Raw genomic sequence first — 16724 nt, forward strand, 5'->3', positions numbered from 1 at the left:
GCCGTCACTCCGGATCGCATGACGTCGTGGCACGCGGCCTACTGGCCACACGCGGGTGCGGGGTTTATCTGGGTGGTCCATGGCGTCGTGCCGGGGGTGAGCCACAACTCGGCCGCGCCGCTGGCGTTCGTCCGGGTCAGCAGACTGACCTCCAGCACGCGGGTCTGTCCGGGGCCGATGTCGACGCCGAGCGCCGCCACCCGGCGTCCACGCTCGGTGCCGCCCCCCAACGGCTCCGGTTCGCCGTCCAGCCGAGCGCCGAGCGGTGAGCCGCGGACCGGGCTGAAGACGTAGATCACGAGACGGGTGGTGTACGGATCGCCGGCCAACGCCAGACCCCGTACGGAGCTGCTGAGGCCGGTGGCGGGCGCGGTCGACCGCAGGGTCAGCCGCAGGTGCAGTTCCCGGCGTCCGTCGGGCCGGCAGTCGCCGACGGTGAGCTGGGCCGAGTTCCTCAGGTAGTAGCCGAGCTTGGCTCCGCCGCCGTCGTTGAGGAAGACCCCGACGTTGTTCACCGTCTCCTGCTCCGGCAGCACGCCGGCCAGCCGGCTGGCGACGATCTCCTTCTGCTCCTCCGGTCGGGCGCTCCAGAGCAGGATCCGCCGCTCGGACACGGCCGTGCTGAGTGCCTGGGCCACGGCTCGGGGATCGACCGGTCGGGTGAGCAGGGCGTTGAAGACGGCCTTGGCCGCGGCGGCGTAGTAGGCGTCCTGCTCGGCGGGCTGGTCGAGCCGGTGGTACGCGTCGGAGAGGAGGCTGCGGACCGCGGTCGCCGCGGTGAGGGTCGGGTGCCCGGGCACCGGCACCGGGCCGATCGCCCGCAGCAGGTACGAGAGCGCGACCGGATCGGTGGCGAGGACCCCGTCCACGGTGCCGCCGCCACGGCGCCGGAACATCTCCCGGTAGAGCGTCGCCGCGGTGGGGAAGTGCGGCGTCAGGTTCACGTCGGCGGGATAGATCCCGAGGAGATTGGTGTAGAGCGCCTTCTGCTGCGGGTTCAGCGGCAGCACCGGCTGCGCGAAGCTGTGCAGACCGCTGCTCGCCCCCTGTTTTACGATCTTCACCTCGCCGCCGGCCGCCCGGATCACCGCGTAGGCGCCGAAGATCCCGCCCGTTGACCGCGGTTCGGCCAGGTTCTGGAACACCACCAGGTAGGTCCGGGGACCGTTGCCGCCGAGCAGGGCCGGGAGGAGGGTTCCGGCGCGCCGGACTGCGGTGGTCGCCCTCGCCAACCGGTCCAGTTCGGTCCGGGTCTCCCGGATCGCGTCGCCGACCGACCCGGAGAGCCCGTCCGTCGGCAGGTCCGCGATCCGGTCGCGGACCTCGCGGACGACGGTGTCCACCTGGCCGATGGTGGGCAGCACCTGACGCAGCGCGGCGAGGTCGATCCGTCCGCGTCGCGGCAGCAGGACCTCGGGGTCGAGTTCCACCAGGGGCGGGAAGGCCCGCCGGGCGAGGTCGTCGATCCCCTCCGCGAGGCCGTGCACCGCGGTGAGTGTCCGACCGCCGTACGGGGTGTTCGCGGCGGCGCGCCAACCGATGTCGCCGGTGCGGGACCGGGCCGCCGCGGTCTGCTGCTGGAGGGCGGCGAGGGTCCGGCGGGCCTGCACGGTCTGGCCGGCGAGCACCTGCCGGCTCAGTTCCCGGGCCAGGCTCGCGGCGTTCTCCAGATTCTCCCGGGCCTGCCAGCCGCGCAGCCCGACCCAGCCGACGGCGGAGGCGGCCAGGCAGCCGATCACGAGCGTGGTGAGCAGGATCCGGCGCAGATACGGCCGTGTCCTCCGACGGCGCCTGTTTCGCCGGCTCGGGAGGAGTTGACCCACCGCCACCACCGCTTTCGACTGCACCGGAACGATCCGGACTCAACACCATTACGTACTTATATCTCTATAGCACAATCAAGACGTCATTACCCGTATTCGGCCATTTTTGCCGCTTTTAACCTAATTCATGAACGAAGTTCGCGTGCTGTATATAGGCGACCAAAACGGTCATGGGTTGGGCTAGCGCGGGCGGCGACTCGCGGCCGCCTCGGCGAGCATCTGCTCCATCTGGTCAACCCCGGCACGCAGCGACATCCGGGCCAGGTAGCTGTCCCGGGCCCGCCGGGCCATCTCCTCCCGTGCGGCGCTCGGGATCATCGTCGCCAGGGCGAATCGGTCGGCCAGGGCCTGCCAGTCCTCCGGCGGGCACGAGAGGCCCACCCGGGCCCGCTCCACCAGATCCGCGGTGTCCCCGCCGGCGGAGGCGACCACCGGCGCCCCGGCCGAGAGCGCCGCCTGCAGCTTCGCCGGCACGGATCCGCGCAGCGCCGGCAGGTCGCGCAGCAACACCAGCTGGTACTCGGCGGCGGCGTAGAGTTCGGCCATCTCGGCCGGGGGACGCCAGCCGAGGAACCGGACGTTCGTGGCGCCGAGCTCCTCGGCCAGCCGCCGGCTCTGTGCCTCCTCCGGACCTGATCCGACCAGTACCAGGTCCACGTCGTGCTTCCCGTCGAGGGCCGCCGCGGCCCGCACCGCGGTGTCCACCCGTTGGAACGGCCCCATCGTCCCGGCGTGCATGATCGTGGTACGGCCCCGGTGCCCGATCGCGCGGCGTGCCGCGGGGGTCGGCCCGAGCGGACGGAACAGCCGCTCGTCGGTCCAGTTGAGCACCACCCGCACCTTCTCCGGATCGGCCCCCCGTTCGATCACGACGTCCCGCATCGACGGCGCGATGACGGCGATCCCGGACGCCGAACGGTAGATGGCCCGCATCGTCCGGCTGAGCAGGCCGTGCACCATCCCGGCCCGCTCACCCCGGCCGTCGGGCGACGGCGCGGTGACCCCCTCCGGCCAGACGTCCTGCAGGTGCAGCACGGCCGGCACCCGCCGCAGCAGTCGGAGCAGGGCCGCGGCCGCGTAGGCGCCGGCCGGCGGGAAGTAGACGTACACCGCGTCGACCCCGGACAGGTAGCCGGGCGCGGCCAGGGCGCTGCTCATCGCGTACGTCAGCTGCCGGGCCATGCGGCGCGCCGCCGTACCGTCGTGGCTGACGTAGCTCGGCACCCGTCGGATGGTGACCCCGCCCTCGACGGACTGCGCCCGCCACCGTTGCCGGTACCCCGGGTAGATCCGTCCCGTCGGATGGTTCGGGAAACCGGTGAGCACCCGCACCTCGTGCCCCCGCGCCGCGAGCTCCTCGGCCAGGCACCCCGGTATGAAGGCCGGCTCCGGCGGAAACCAGTACGAGATAACCCCGATCCTCATCGTTCATCCCCCGCTCACCCCGGACGCCGGTGCCCCGCGTCATCGCGGCACCCGGCTGAGTTCCTCGGTGTCCGCCGGCAGGCCAAGGCCGGCGCCGTCCAGGGGGATGCGTGCCGGACCCGGGTCGTCTCGTCGGTCGTCCCGGCGTCCGAGAAGATTCTCCACCGGAACCCCCCGCCGGTACGCGCGGTACTGCTCGACATCGATCTTGTTTTCCTTCGACATGTTCAGGACGCAGCCCAGGAGCCGGGCGGAAACCGAGTGCAGCGCCCGCGCCGCGGCGGCGGTCTGCGCCCGCGGGGTCCGGCCGCCCCGCGAGACCAGCAGCGCCCCGTCGGCCTGGACCGCGACCACCACGCCGTCGGTGAAGGCGAGCAGGGGCGGGGTGTCGATGATGACGATGTCGGTCAGGTCCCGCAGCGACAGCAGCAGGTCCGCCATCGCCTTCGAACCGAGGAGTTCGCTGGGGTTCGGCGGCACCGATCCGCCGGGCAGGACCAGGAGGGACTTGTCCCCCCACGGCTGCAGGACGTCCTCCACCGGAACCTCGCCGATCAACACGTCGGTCAGGCCGGCGCCGGCGGGGATTCCGAGATAGCCCGCCACCCGGGGACGGCGCAGGTCGGCGTCGACGAGGAGCACCTGCCAGCCCGCCTCGGCCAGGGTGATCGCCAGGTTGCAGGCGAGTGTGGACTTCCCCTCGGCCTGGACGGCGCTGGTGACGGCGATGACCCGGGCCGGCTCCTGGGCGTCGACGAACCGCAGGTTCGTCCGCAACTTGCGCATCGCCTCCGCCCGGGGCGACTGGGCGGCGGCGCCGACGATCAACGGGCTGGACCGGGCGTGCCCGTCGTACGGGATGCTGCCGAGCAGGGGTGCGGAGGTGATCTCCTGCAACGCGTCGCCGTCGCGGACGGTGGTGTCGGTCAGCCCGCGCAGCACCGCGAGCCCCACGCCGAGCACCAGCCCGAGGATTCCCGCCAGCAGCAGGTTGCGGACCGGCCGCGGGGAGACCGGCTCGGCGTCGACCCGGGGACCGCCGACCACCTCGATCTTGAGCGGCGCCTCCCTCGCCCCGGGCGGGGTCTCGATGGTCTGCACGAGCGTGACGAAGTGCGCCGCCAGCGCCTCGGTCAGCCGGAGCGCCCGGGCCTGGTCGCTGTCGGTCACCGTCGCGGAGAGCAGCACGGTGTCCGCCTCCACCCGCGCGCTGATCCGGGACCGTACCTCGTCGGCGGTCAGCCCCAACTGCTCCTCGGCGACGATGGTCTGCGCCAGGCGGTCGCTGGTCAGCAGGTCGACGTACGACTTGACCCGCTGTTGGAGAAACAGCCCGCCCTGGTACGCGTCGCTCACGCCCTGACTCGGCGACGTGACGAAGAAGGTCACCGACGCGCCGTACTGCGGCGTGGCCCGCACCGTGACGAAGCCGGCGACGCCGAGCGCGACCATCACCGTCGCGAGCACCACCCACCAGCGTTGACGCAGCGCGCGCAGGTAGTTCTGTAGATCCATCAGGCAGGCCTCCCGTCTCAGCACCAACCGGTCGTGCGGTGCCAAAGACCTCTTGTGCTCTGAAAAATTGCGACAGTGTGAAAAGTTCACACTTGTCGCTCGACGTCTCCTACCGAATGTAGATGATTGAACGCCCTAGGTAGCCACACTCGGGCCAACCCGGTCGGAACCCGCCAAACGACCATGCGCCCCCCTCGACCCCGGGAATCCGTCACACCTCGCGGTCGCGGGGATCCGGATCGGGACGACGACCGGGTAGGATGATCACCAGGAGTGCCGGGAAGTCTGGTCGGCCTCGCCGCCGCCTGCCCCGAAGCCGAGGTGACTTCCCGGATGACGCCCCGCACCCGCCCCCACCGGCCCGGCCCCGTCCGACGGTTCTTTCGGCGAAGCTCCTGGCCGGAGGCCCGGTTCGTCGCGGAGATGCTCCGCACCGAGACCGTCGGTGGCGGGTTGCTGCTCCTCGGTGCCGTGCTCGCCCTGGCCTGGGCGAACTCCCCCTGGTCCGAGAGCTACCTCGCCCTGGGCCGGTACGTCCCCTGGCCGGGCGGCGCCCCGCTGCACCTCGACCTCAGCCTGGCCGCCTGGGCGGCCGACGGACTGCTGGCGATCTTCTTCTTCGTGGTCGGCCTCGAACTCAAGCGGGAGTTCGTGGTCGGGGACCTGCGAGACCCACGCCGGGCCATCGTGCCGGTGGTGGCGGCACTCAGTGGCATGGTTCTGCCGGCCGTGATCTACGTGGCGGTGATCGCCGCCCGCGGCAGTACCGCGTACGCCGGCTGGGCGATCCCGATGGCGACCGACATCGCGTTCGCCCTCGCGGTGCTCGCCGTGATCAACTCGCATCTGCCGCACGGACTCCGGGCGTTCCTGCTCACCCTGGCCGTGGTCGACGACCTCGGGGCGATCGCGGTGATCGCCGTCTTCTACACCGACCACCTCGAACCGGTACCGCTGCTCGGCGCGCTGCTGGTGGTCGGCCTGTTCAGGCTGCTCGTGCAGCGACGCCGGACCTGGTGGTGGGCGCTACTGCCGCTGGGGGCGCTGAGCTGGGCCCTGATGCACGCCTCGGGGGTCCACGCCACCGTCGCCGGCGTCCTGCTCGGCTTCACCGTCCCGGTCCTGACCCGTCCCGGCGAGCCACGCCCGATGGCCGAGCACCTCGAGCACCTCTGGCGGCCGGCCTCGGCCGGCTTCGCGGTGCCGGTCTTCGCGTTCTTCGCCGCCGGGGTGACGCTTCGCGACACCGACCTCGGCGCGCTGGTCCGGGAGCCGATCGTGCTCGCCGTCGTCGCCGGGTTGGTCGCGGGCAAGACACTGGGCATCTTCGGCTCGACGTACCTGCTCGCCCGGTTCACCCGGGCCGAACTCGGTCAGGGCATCCGCTGGCCGGACCTGTTCGGGGTCGCGTTGCTCGGCGGGATCGGCTTCACCGTCTCCCTGCTCATCGGCGAGCTCGCCTTCGGGACCGGCAGCCCGGCCGACGGCCAGGTCAAGGCCGCCGTCCTGGCCGGATCGCTGACCTCGGCGCTGCTGGCGTCGGCGGTGCTGGCATTCCGGAACGCCGCGCACCGGCAGCTGCGCGGGGCGGAGATTCGGCACACGGACGGTGCCGGGGTCCCCGACGTCTCCCAGGATCCCGGGGACGCCCCGGACCCGGCCGACGATCCCGGGCGGGGCCGCTGACCCGGCTCACCCGAAAGCCGGGTCAGGAACCCGGCCGGCCCGGGGTGACGTCCTCGTCCTCGTCCAGGTCGGAGTCGGCGAGCGCCTCGCGGAACTCACGGGACAGGTCCGACCCCGGCACCGCCGCCTCCTCGGCCTCCTCCCGCGCCACGTCCCGCCTGTGCGGTGGCTCCGGCTCGGGCGCGGTCGGGTCCCCGGCGAAGCCGTACTCGTTCGGCTCATCGTGCCTGGTCATACCTGATCCTCCGTTCCGGCGGCAGGTGGGCGAAACCGCCCGTCCCGCTCGGGTACGGCGTACCCCACGGGCGGGCGGCACACACCGGGCACCGACGGGGCGCTCAGGTGAGCTGCCGGACCGCGTCCAGCAGCAGCCAGAGGCCGCAGATCGCGAAGAGCACGCTGGCTCCGTACCGGATCGCCCGCTCGGGGAGGCGACGGCCGAGGATCCGGCCCACCCCGATCGCCAGCGCGTCGGCGGCGACCATGCCGACGGTGGATCCCAGCCAGGTGCCGAACCAGCCGTGCTGGGTGGCGAGGGTGATCGTCGCCAGCATCGTCTTGTCACCCAGCTCGGCCAGGAAGAACGCGACCGACACCGCGATGATCGCCGATCGGCTGGTTCGCTCGGCCTTGCGCCGCTCCTCCTCGGTCAGGGCGTCCCCGCGCAGGGTCCACGCCGCGAAGCCGAGGAACGCCAACCCGGCCAGCACCGTGATCCATCCGGTCGGGAGCGTCGCGCCCAGCCCGGCGCCGAGCGCCACCGACGCGAGGTGGACCACCGAGGTCGCCACCGTGATGCCGAGCAGGACGGGCAGCGCCCGGAACCTGGTGGCGAAGGTCAGCGCCATCAGCTGTGACTTGTCGCCCAGTTCCGCGACGAAGATGACGCCGAAACTGACCGCCAGGGCCGTGCCGAAATCCTCCATGACTCCCTTTCCCGGTCGATGCCGGGAGAGGGCTACGGCGACCTCGACCCGGCATTCCTGCCTGAGTCGAAGGTCTCGCCCGCCCCACCTGAGGTGAGGCCGCGTGGCCGGGCGCGAGACGCGCCAGTGTGTCGACCACGACGTTGGGAGCTACTCCCCTTCGCTGACGCGAAGCGTACCCGATCTCATCAGGCGGCCTGCGCCAGGGTCAGCGCGTACCAGCCGCGACCGTCGGTCCAGCGGCGCCGGGTCGCGAAACCGGCGCCGGTCAGCTCGGCGTCGACGTCCCCGGGGCGGAACTTCGCCGAGACCTCGGTGCGCAGCTCCTCTCCCGCGGCGAAGCCGACCTCCAGGTCGAGGGCGGGGATGTGCACCCGCTGCGGCGTACCGGCCCGCAGCCGCATCTCGATCCAGTGTCGCGCCGGCTCCCAGACCACCACGTGCGCGAACGCCTCCGGATCGAAGTCGGCGCCCAACTCGCGGTTGAGCACCCGCAGCACGTTCCGGTTGAACTCCGCCGTCACCCCGGCCGCGTCGTCGTACGCCGGGAGGAGCAGCCCGGGGTCCTTGACCAGGTCGGTGCCGAGCAGCAGCCAGTCGCCCCGTTCCAGCACGGCGCGCGTCGTCCGCAGGAACGCGGCGCGCTCCGCCGGCAGCAGGTTGCCGATCGTCCCGCCGAGGAATGCCACCAGCCGCCGGCCGCCGGTGGGGAGCCGGTCCAGGTGCCGGGTGAAGTCGCCGACGATGCCGCGGACCCGCAGCCCCGGATAGTCGGCGGCGATCGCGGCGGTCGCCTGCCGCAGCGCGCTGACCGAGACGTCGAACGGCACGAAGGTGCCGAGGCTCCCCCGTGCGGTCAGCGCGTCGAGCAGCAGCCGGGTCTTCTCCGAGGAGCCCGAGCCGAGTTCGATCAGGGTCTTGGCCGCGGTGGTCCGGGCGATCTCCGACGCGTGCGCGGCCAACACCGCCCGCTCGGTCCGGGTCGGGTAGTACTCCGGCAGCCGGGTGATCTGCTCGAACAGCTCACTCCCCCGCGCGTCGTAGAACCACTTCGGGGGCAACCACTTCGGTACGGCCGTCAACCCGGTCCGGACGTCGGACCGGAGCGCCCGGAGCAGGTCCCCCTCCTCCAGGTAGATCTCCAATGGTTCGGCGGTCACGCGTCTCTCCCCCTCCTCCGCCCCTGCGCCGCTCTCCCTCCGGCGCCCGCCGCCACGCGGCTCCGCTCCGACTCCGCGATACCCGCACCCCGGCTATCCGTGCCCCGCACGGTGGGGTTCCCGGCCCAGTCGGAATCCGGTCGCCACGTCGCACCCCGATCGGCGGCGTCCAGTCGTCGGATCTCGCACCGGCCGGCGGCGGCCAGCACGAGGTGGCCGTCCGGCACCGGCCGCCAGTCCGGATCCGCGTCGAGCGGCTCGGAGCAGACCAGCACCGACTCGCCCGCCGCCCGGACCGACAGCGCGTGCCCGACGGCGGTGCCGAGCACGACGTGCCCGTCGGTGACCAGTACGTTGAGCCGGGAACGCGGCGCGGCGGCGACGACCTCGCGGACCGTCCCGGCGACGGCGCGGACCGGATCCGCCCCGGTCCGCAGCCGGTGCCGCAGCAGCGCCCAGACCGTCGCGGCGTCGGTCGGCGCCTCCAGGGTGAGCAGGTCCCGGGTGGGGAGCCGGCCGGCCAGCGCCGCGATCGAGTCGGGCCAGCCCGGAACCAGGCCGTTCAGGCTGAACAACCAGGCCCCCTCGGCGAACGGCGCGGTCGCGGACTCGGTGACCGGCATCCCGACGGTGGCCGAGCGGACCGAGGCCAGCACCGCGCCGGAGACGGTCGCGGCGGCCAGCGCCGGCAGGTCGGGATCGGTCCAGATCGGACCGGTACGCCGGTAGCGCACCGGCGGGCCGTCAGCCGGGTACCAGCCGACGCCGAACCCGTCGACGTTCACCGTCCCCCCACCGCGCATGTCCCGTGGCGCGTCCGCCTGCCGGGCCAGCGCGTGCGGCGGGTCGAACAGCAGGGTGGCCAGCGGCACCGGCGGCCCGAGGTAGGCGAGGTGGCGACACATTCAGCGCCCCGGCTCCGCGCGGCCGGCGGCCGCCTCCTCGGGCCGGGCATCCCGGGCACAGCGGAACCCGCTGAAGATCTGCCGGCGGATCGGCAGGTCCCAGTTGCGGAAGGTGCCCCGGCAGGCGACCGGGTCGGTACCGAACGACCCGCCCCGCAGCACCCGGTACTCGGTGCCGAAGAAGACCTCGGAGTACTCGCGGTACGGGAAGGCCGCGAAGCCGGGGTAGCCCCGGAAGGTGCTGGACGTCCACTCCCAGACGTCGCCGATCAGCTGGTGCACCCCGAGCGGCGAGGCGCCCGCCGGGTACGCCCCGACCGGCGCCGGCGCCAGGTGCCGCTGCCCCAGGTTGGCGTGCTCCGGCGTCGGCTCGCCGTCACCCCACGGGTACCGCCGGGAGCGTCCGGTCGCCGGGTCCCAGCGGGCCGCCTTCTCCCACTCGGCCTCGGTCGGCAGCCGCTTGCCGGCCCAGGCGGCGTACGCCTCGGCCTCGTAGTAGCTGACGTGCACCACCGGCTCGTCGGGGACCAGCGGGCCGAACCGACCGAACCGGAGACAGCCCCAGTCGGCGCCGTCCCGCCGCCAGTGCATCGGCGCGACGAGTCCGGCGGCGCGGCGGTGCCGCCACCCCTCCGCGCTCCACCAGCGCGGGTCGGCGTATCCGCCGTCGGTCACGAACTCGCGGTACGCCGCGTTGGTGACCGGTGCGGCGTCGATGACGTACGCCGGCAGCTCCACCCGGTGCGCGGGGCGCTCGTTGTCCAGCGCCCACGGGTCGGTCGAGGTCCCCATCTCGAACGGCCCCGCCGGCACCAGGACCTCCCCGCCGACCCGTACCGCGGCGGGCGGCGGAGGCGGTGCGGCCAGGACCGGCGGCCCGGCCCGGAGCTGGTGGGTGGCGAGCATGGTCTCCGCGTGCTGCTGCTCGTGCTGGGCGATCATGCCGAAGACGAACCCGTCGGCGACCAGCCGGCGTCCGTCGAACCGGATTCCGTCGAGCAGGTCCAGGACCTTCGCCCGGACGGTCGCCACGTAGGAGCGGGCCTCCCCGGGCCCGAGCAGCGGCAGCGACGGGCGCTCCCGGCGGGGATGCCGGAAGGCGTCGTACAGGTCGTCGATGTCGCACCGGACCGGCTCGCGGCCCCCGACGTCGCGGACCAGCCACAGCTCCTCCTGGTTGCCGACGTGGGCCAGATCCCAGACCAGCGGCGACATGATCGGCGAGTGCTGGCGGACCAGGTCGTCGTCGTCCACCGCGTCGGTGAGCAGCCGGCTGCGGTCGCGGGCCCGGGTCAGCTCCGCGGCGATCCGGCTACGCAGCCGCTCGGCGGAGTCCGTCCGGGCACGGGATTCGATCATGGTCGGTCCTCCTCTGCGGCGGCCAGTCGGCGCGCCACGATCCGTGCGATCTCCGCGCGGGTCGCCGTGGGGAGCCCGGTCCGGTCCAGCGCCCGCATCGCCAGGTCCAGCACCCGGCGGGCCGCCACGGCCACCACCGGGTCCCGCAGCCCCCACCGGGCCGCCTCGACCCACCGGCCGGCGACCGGCTCGCACACCGCGCGGGCGGCGTCCCGGGTTCGGTCGTCGCCCAACAGCGCTGCCAGCACCCCGACCGGAGCGATCCACTCCCCCGCCGGCTGGCAGTCGAGGTAGCGCAGTTCGAGGTAGCCCCGCGGACGGACCGGCGGGAAGAGCGTGCTCAGGTGGTAGTCGAGGTCGTCGGTGGTCGGCGGACGGGGCAGCGCCCCGGCCAGCCAGTCCTGGAACGTGACCCCGGGCGGCACGCTCCAGTCGTCGCCGTCCCGACGCAGGCAGAGCAGCGGCGCGGCCAGCGCGTACCGGGCCCAGACGGTCGCCGGGTCGACCGGCGCGTCGCCCGGCGCCCAGACCGGGCGGGTCCGGGTCGGGTCGATGCACTGCCAGGTGGCCATCCGGGCGGACGCCCAGCCGGTGTCCCGGCCGCGGTGCCGGCGGGCGGTGGCGAAGAGCGCGAGCAGCGGCGGCCCGAGCGCGTGCGCGGCGGCCCACCGCTCGGCGACCTGGGCGGGCGTCCCGGCGTCGACGCAGAGCTGGAGTCCGGCGGTGCTGTACATCATCGTCCGACCCGCGACACCGAGCCGGTCGAAGGCGCACCGCATCGCCCGGTAGCGAGGGGTGTCGACCACCGGAACCGGGGGGCGGTACGGGTCGATCCCCGTGCGGCCAAGCACGAGGCCGGCGGCACCGAGCAGCCCGGTGAGGTGGTCGACGTCGGAGCGGGTGCGCTCGTACAGGTCTCGCAGGGATCGGCAGGGTACGGTGGAGAGCTCCACCTGGCCGCCCGGCTCCACGCTGACGGCGCCGGAGCCGGGGAGCGGGACGGCCGGGCTGCCCGGGTCGAGGGTCGTCGGGGCGTACGCGCCGAGCGCGGCGCGCAGCCGCCGCCGGGTGACCGGTCGGGTCGGCTCGACGGCGTCGTGCACGGTCCACTCCAGTTCCACCCCGGTCAGGGTGGGCGGGCCGGTCTTGAAGCAGATCCGGGCGACGTAGCCCTCGGCGTCGTCGACCGCGCGCAGCACCGTGCCGCTGTCCAGCTCCGACGACGTCATCGGGCACACCCCTTCCGCGCCGCGCACGCCACCCCGTCGACCGGCCCGGGCGTGGGACAGACCCGTACCCACGACCAGACCCGGATAACCTCCGGCCGCGATGCGCCGGATCAGGGCGTGGAGGATGGCCGCCCCGAGGATGGCCACCCCATGGCGTGCCGCGCGCCGGGCCCGGGCGCGGGCGCCATGCGGCGGCGGCCCGGTCGTACCGTCGGGGGCACCCCACTTGACACCAAGCTTGCGAATATGTGCACTTGTGACACTCCGCTCGGGCTGGTCACCGGCGCCGCAGGTGTCGGGTCCGGCGTCCACCACCACGAGGACGGGGAGGCACGATGGCACCACGCACCCGCTCAGGCACCGTCGGTACGCTTCGTTCGCCCGGCTCCCGCCCGGCGCTCCGGCTGGACCGCCGGCGGCTGCTCGGCCTCGGCCTCACCGCCGGAGCGGCCCCCCTCCTCACCGCCTGTGGCGGCGCCTCGACCAGCGGCTCCGACGAGGAGGGGGCGATCACCTTCCTCTCCACCCAGTTCACCCCCGTCGAGGAGCGGCGGCGATTCGAGCAGATCCTCCGTGAGCGGGTGCCGGGTGGCGCCGTCGCGTACAACCCGGTCGAGGGGAACGTCTTCGCCTCGACGATCACCTCGCAGGTCGCGGCGAACCGGGTGCAGATCAGCCTCGTCGGCGGCCTGCACGGCGACCTCGCCCCACACGCCGACCGGTTCGAGAACCTCGACGAGCTGATGGCCGCGCTCGGCGACCGCCGGTTCCCGCCGGAGATCGCCGCGCTCGGGAGGCTCTCGGGCGGTGCCACGACGTACGTGCCGTGGATGCAGGCGTCGTACGTCCTCGCGGTGCACAAGCGGGCCCTGGAGTGGCTGCCCAGCGGCGTGGACGTGCAGAATCTGAGTTACGACCAGTTTCTCACCTGGGTCACCGCCGCCCGGCGGGGCAACGGTGGCCGGCCGGTGTTCGGGCTCCCCTGCGGGCCGAAGGGTCTGTACCACCGGTTCTTCCAGGGTTACCTGCTGCCGAGCTTCACCGGCGGACAGATCACCACATTCCGGAGCCCCGAGGCGATCCAGGCCTGGCGCTACCTGGCCGAGCTGTGGGCACAGACCGCGCCGGCGTCGACCAACTTCGACTCCATGCAGGAGCCGCTTCAGCGCGGCGAGGTACTGGTCGCCTGGGATCACGTCGCCCGGCTCGTCAACGCCCCGGCGGGGAAGCCGGACGACTGGGTGATGGCGCCCGCCCCACGCGGCCCGAAGGGGCTGGGCTACATGCTCGTCGTCGCCGGCCTGGCCATCCCGAGAGGCGCGCCCGAGGCCGACCGGGCACGCCAGGTGATCGAGGCGCTCACCACCCCCGAGGTGCAGCTCGAGGTGCTGCGCCGCAACGCGTTCTTCCCGGTCGTCGACGCTCCCCTCCCGGCCGACCTGCCCCCGGCGATCGCGCTGGAGGCCGAGGCGATACGCCGGCAGCAGGCGGCCGAGGGCGCGATCGTCGCGCTGCCGCCGGTGGGGCTCGGCGCCCGGGATGGCGAGGTGTCGCAGATCTTCAAGAACTGCTTCACGGAGATCTGCCTGGACCGCCGGCCGGTGCCGCAGGTGCTGGACCGACAGGCCCGGGAGCTGAACCGGATCCTGGACGAGCTGGCGGTGCCCTGTTGGCGCCCGGACCCGGTGGGGGCGGGGCAGCCGTGCCGGGTGCCGTGACCACCGCGCCGAATCCGGCCGCCACCGGGTCCGGCGCCCGCCGCCGCCGACGGCGGGCCCGGATCCCGGCGCCGGTGCTGCTGATCGCCCCGTCCGTGGTGTTCCTGGCCGCCCTCTTCCTCTGGCCGATCGGGGTTGGCGTGGCGCAGGCGTTCACCGGCGCCGACGGTGCGACCGTCGCCCATCTGCGTCGGATGGTCGACGACCCGTACTTCTGGGACGCCGCCCGGAACACCGCGCTGCTGATCGTCGTCCTCATCCCGCTCCAGTTCGCGTTCGCCCTCGCCATGGCGCTGCTGCTGCGGGAACGGCCGAGGTTGTCGTCGTTCTACTTCTACGTCTGGTGTGTACCCCTGGCGATCAGCGACCTCGCCGCCGGGCTCGTCTGGCTCGCCATCTTCGCCGACCGGGGCTACCTCAACTCGTTGCTGGCCCGGCTCGGCCTCGGCGACGGCTACGCCTGGCTGTCGTACGACAACCAGGCCACGGTCTTCCTCGCGGTGCTCCTCGCCGAGCTGTGGCGCGCCACCTCGCTGGTTCTGGTGATCGTGGTCGCCGGCCTGCAGAACGTTCCGCGGGACTACGACGAGGCGGCGGCGGTCTTCGGCGCCACATACTGGCAGCGGCTGCGCCACGTCATCCTGCCGCAGCTGCGGCCGAGCCTCCAGGTCGCGTTGATCCTGCGAACGATCCTCGGGTTGCAGACCTTCGCCGTCGCCCAGGCGCTCACCGGCCGGAACTTTCCCCTGTTGGTGGGCGAGACCTACCAGTGGTACGTGATGCTGCGCAACGAGGGCGTGGCGGCGGCGATCGCGCTGGTCATCCTGGTGGCGTCGATCGGCACCGCCGTCGTCTACCTGCGGGTGCTCCGGGACCCGGCGGCCGGGAGCCTGCGATGAGCCGCGGGGTGGGGAGCCCGCCGCACCGGCGGTCGCCCGGGGGACCGGAGCCGGGACGACGCGGACGGCCGGCGGGGCGCGGGCGGGCGGCCCGCCGGCGCGGCATCGCCCTGCACGTCGCCTGCATCGCCGTCACCCTCTTCATGGGGCTGCCGATCTACCTGATCGCACTGGCGGCGCTCTCCAGCCGGGAGTCCCTGAACCGGTTTCCGCTCCCCCTGGTCCCCAGCGACGTCTCGGTGGAGACGATGCGGGTCTTTCTGGAGACCACCGGGGTGGTCGCCGGGTTCCAGAACTCGGTCGAGGTGGGGCTGCTCAGCCTGGTGCTGTCGCTGGCCCTGGGCGTCCCGGCCGGCTACGCGGTCGCCCGGTACGCCTTCCGGGGGCGGCAGCCGTACCAGCTCTTCCTGCTGCTCACCCGGGCGCTGCCGATCGTGGTCCTCTCGGTGCCGCTGGCCCGGGTCTTCCTGGCCACCGGCCTGTACGACACGACGTACGCGGTGGCGTTGCTGCACACCGCGCTGGCGCTGCCGACCACGGTGCTGATCACCTCGGCGATCTTCGTCGCGGTGCCCGTGGAGCACGAGGAGGCGGCGATGGTCTTCGGCGCCACCGCACCGGTCGCGTTCGTCCGGGTGGTGCTCCCGCAGGCGCTGCCCGGGATCGCCGCCGCCGCCATCTTCACGTTCGTCACCTCCTGGAACGAGGTGCTCGGCGCGGCGGTGCTGACGCTCGGCCGGCGTACCCTGCCGGCCCAGGTGCTCTCGACACTCGCCGACTCACCGCTGGCCTTCCGGTTCGCCGGCGGCTTCGCGCTGGTCGTACCGGCGCTGGTCTTCATCGCGTTCATGCGCCGCTACCTGCTGAACATGTGGGGCACCACGCTCCGCTGAGCCGGTCGCGCGGGCGGTGGCACGGGACGGACGACACCGAGGAAAGGGGGCAGCGTGGCCGAGATCGTGCTACGGAACCTGGTGAAGACGTACCCGGGAACGCGGAGCCGGGCCACCGACGACGTCAGCCTCGACGTCCGGGACGGCGAGTTCCTGGTCCTCGTCGGGCCGAGCGGCTGCGGCAAGACGACCTTGCTCCGGATGATCGCCGACCTGGAGACCCCGGACTCCGGAACCGTGTGGATCGGGGGTCGGGACGTGACCGACCTGCCGGCGCGCGAGCGCGGGCTCTCGATGGTCTTCCAGTCGTACGCCATCTTCCCCCACCTGCGGGTCCGGCAGAACATCGCGTTCGGGCTGACCATGCGGAAGACCCCGAAGGCGGAGGTCGAGCGGCGGGTCGCCGAGGCGGCCGAGTTGCTGCACCTCACCGACTACCTCGACCGCTACCCGGCCCAGCTCTCCGGCGGCCAGCGCCAGCGGGTTGCGGTGGCCCGGGCGATCGTGGTCGACGCCGCCGTGCTGCTGATGGACGAGCCGTTGTCCAATCTCGACGCGCTGCTGCGCCAGGAGTTCCGGACGGAGCTGAAGCGGATCGTCGGCACGCTCGGCACCACCACCGTCTACGTCACCCACGACCAGGCCGAGGCGCTCTCCCTCGGCGACCGGATCGCGGTGCTCCGGGACGGACGGATCGCCCAGGTCGGGCCGCCGCTGGAGGTGTACGACTCTCCGGCGGACCAGTTCGTCGGTGGTTTCCTCGGCGCACCACCGATGAACTTCCTCCCGGCCCGGCTCGACCGCGCCGGGGATGCGCCGGCGCTGCGGATCGGCGACCAGCGCCTCTCCGCACCCGCGGGGCTGGCCGACCACGCGGGTGACGAGGTCACGATCGGGATCCGGGCCGAGAACATCGAGGTCTGCGAGACCGACGGGCCGGATCGGCTGGCGGCCCGGGTGGAGGTGGTCGAGCCGACGGGGGCGGCGGTCCTGCTCACCGTCGAGGTGGCGGGACGGACGCTGAAGGTGCAGACGCCGCCGACCGTCCGGATCGGCCCCGGGAGCCGGGTCTGGCTCGCCGCCGACCCCGGACGCATGCGCTTCTACCGTCCGGACGACGGGACGGCGATCCGGTGGTCGGTGTAGGCTCCCGTTCACCCGTAGGCCACCTGACCGGCACGATTGC

General features: G+C 73.2%; 13 protein-coding genes and 1 pseudogene. 5 read left to right on the plus strand and 9 right to left on the minus strand.

Annotated elements, in window-relative coordinates:
* Positions 1 to 38 precede the first annotated feature (38 nt).
* The 3 genes from EF879_RS19185 to EF879_RS19195 form a co-directional block, all read right to left on the minus strand.
* The gene (locus EF879_RS19185; protein ID WP_233604574.1) at positions 39 to 1847 is read right to left on the minus strand and encodes a DUF4012 domain-containing protein; all 1809 of its coding nucleotides are present in this window, start codon (positions 1845 to 1847) and stop codon (positions 39 to 41) included.
* A gap of 156 nt (positions 1848 to 2003) precedes the next feature.
* Positions 2004 to 3248 carry a glycosyltransferase family 4 protein gene (locus EF879_RS19190; protein WP_123560521.1) on the minus strand — a complete coding sequence of 415 codons (1245 nt, stop codon included), beginning with the start codon at positions 3246 to 3248 and terminating at the stop codon, positions 2004 to 2006.
* A gap of 39 nt (positions 3249 to 3287) precedes the next feature.
* A complete protein-coding gene (locus EF879_RS19195; protein WP_233604575.1) occupies positions 3288 to 4787 on the minus strand; it encodes a polysaccharide biosynthesis tyrosine autokinase in 1500 nt (499 codons plus the stop codon).
* 309 nt (positions 4788 to 5096) lie between these two features.
* Here EF879_RS19195 and nhaA point away from each other — a divergent pair, with 309 nt between their 5' ends.
* Positions 5097 to 6449, plus strand: a complete 1353-nt coding sequence (gene nhaA / locus EF879_RS19200) for a Na+/H+ antiporter NhaA (RefSeq protein WP_123560532.1) — start codon at positions 5097 to 5099, stop codon at positions 6447 to 6449.
* A 22-nt stretch (positions 6450 to 6471) separates the two neighbouring features.
* Here the strand turns inward: nhaA and EF879_RS19205 are convergent, their stop codons facing one another.
* The 6 genes and pseudogenes from EF879_RS19205 to egtA form a co-directional block, all read right to left on the minus strand.
* A complete protein-coding gene (locus tag EF879_RS19205) occupies positions 6472 to 6684 on the minus strand; it encodes a hypothetical protein (protein WP_123560534.1) in 213 nt (70 codons plus the stop codon).
* A 103-nt stretch (positions 6685 to 6787) separates the two neighbouring features.
* Positions 6788 to 7375: a TMEM165/GDT1 family protein gene (locus EF879_RS19210; protein ID WP_123560536.1), complete on the minus strand. Its 588-nt coding sequence runs from the start codon at positions 7373 to 7375 to the stop codon at positions 6788 to 6790.
* Positions 7376 to 7563: 188 nt separating this feature from the next.
* Entirely contained in the window at positions 7564 to 8535 is a 972-nt protein-coding gene (egtD, locus tag EF879_RS19215; protein ID WP_123560538.1) for an L-histidine N(alpha)-methyltransferase, read from the minus strand.
* Positions 8536 to 8705: 170 nt separating this feature from the next.
* Positions 8706 to 9440, minus strand: a pseudogene (gene egtC / locus EF879_RS19220) (ergothioneine biosynthesis protein EgtC); the annotation flags it as partial.
* Positions 9441 to 10799 carry an ergothioneine biosynthesis protein EgtB gene (egtB, locus tag EF879_RS19225; protein WP_123560542.1) on the minus strand — a complete coding sequence of 453 codons (1359 nt, stop codon included), beginning with the start codon at positions 10797 to 10799 and terminating at the stop codon, positions 9441 to 9443.
* Positions 10796 to 12028 carry an ergothioneine biosynthesis glutamate--cysteine ligase EgtA gene (gene egtA, locus EF879_RS19230; RefSeq protein WP_123560775.1) on the minus strand — a complete coding sequence of 411 codons (1233 nt, stop codon included), beginning with the start codon at positions 12026 to 12028 and terminating at the stop codon, positions 10796 to 10798. Before egtA ends, egtB begins: the two co-directional genes overlap by 4 nt.
* A 335-nt stretch (positions 12029 to 12363) precedes the next feature.
* Here egtA and EF879_RS19235 point away from each other — a divergent pair, with 335 nt between their 5' ends.
* From EF879_RS19235 to EF879_RS19250, 4 genes are read left to right on the plus strand one after another with little or no spacing between them, the layout of a single operon-like run.
* Complete coding sequence (locus tag EF879_RS19235) at positions 12364 to 13746, plus strand: ABC transporter substrate-binding protein (RefSeq protein WP_123560544.1); 1383 nt, start codon at positions 12364 to 12366, stop codon at positions 13744 to 13746.
* Positions 13743 to 14645: a carbohydrate ABC transporter permease gene (locus tag EF879_RS19240; RefSeq protein WP_233604576.1), complete on the plus strand. Its 903-nt coding sequence runs from the start codon at positions 13743 to 13745 to the stop codon at positions 14643 to 14645. The genes EF879_RS19235 and EF879_RS19240 overlap by 4 nt, the downstream gene beginning before the upstream one ends.
* Positions 14642 to 15538: a carbohydrate ABC transporter permease gene (locus tag EF879_RS19245; RefSeq protein WP_123560546.1), complete on the plus strand. Its 897-nt coding sequence runs from the start codon at positions 14642 to 14644 to the stop codon at positions 15536 to 15538. The genes EF879_RS19240 and EF879_RS19245 overlap by 4 nt, the downstream gene beginning before the upstream one ends.
* A gap of 54 nt (positions 15539 to 15592) precedes the next feature.
* Positions 15593 to 16684, plus strand: coding sequence for an ABC transporter ATP-binding protein (locus tag EF879_RS19250; RefSeq protein ID WP_123560548.1), 1092 nt, complete (start codon positions 15593 to 15595; stop codon positions 16682 to 16684).
* The last annotated feature ends 40 nt before the right edge of the window (positions 16685 to 16724 follow it).

The sequence above is a fragment of the Micromonospora sp. HM5-17 genome, assembly GCF_003762835.1.
Taxonomy (GTDB): domain Bacteria; phylum Actinomycetota; class Actinomycetes; order Mycobacteriales; family Micromonosporaceae; genus Plantactinospora.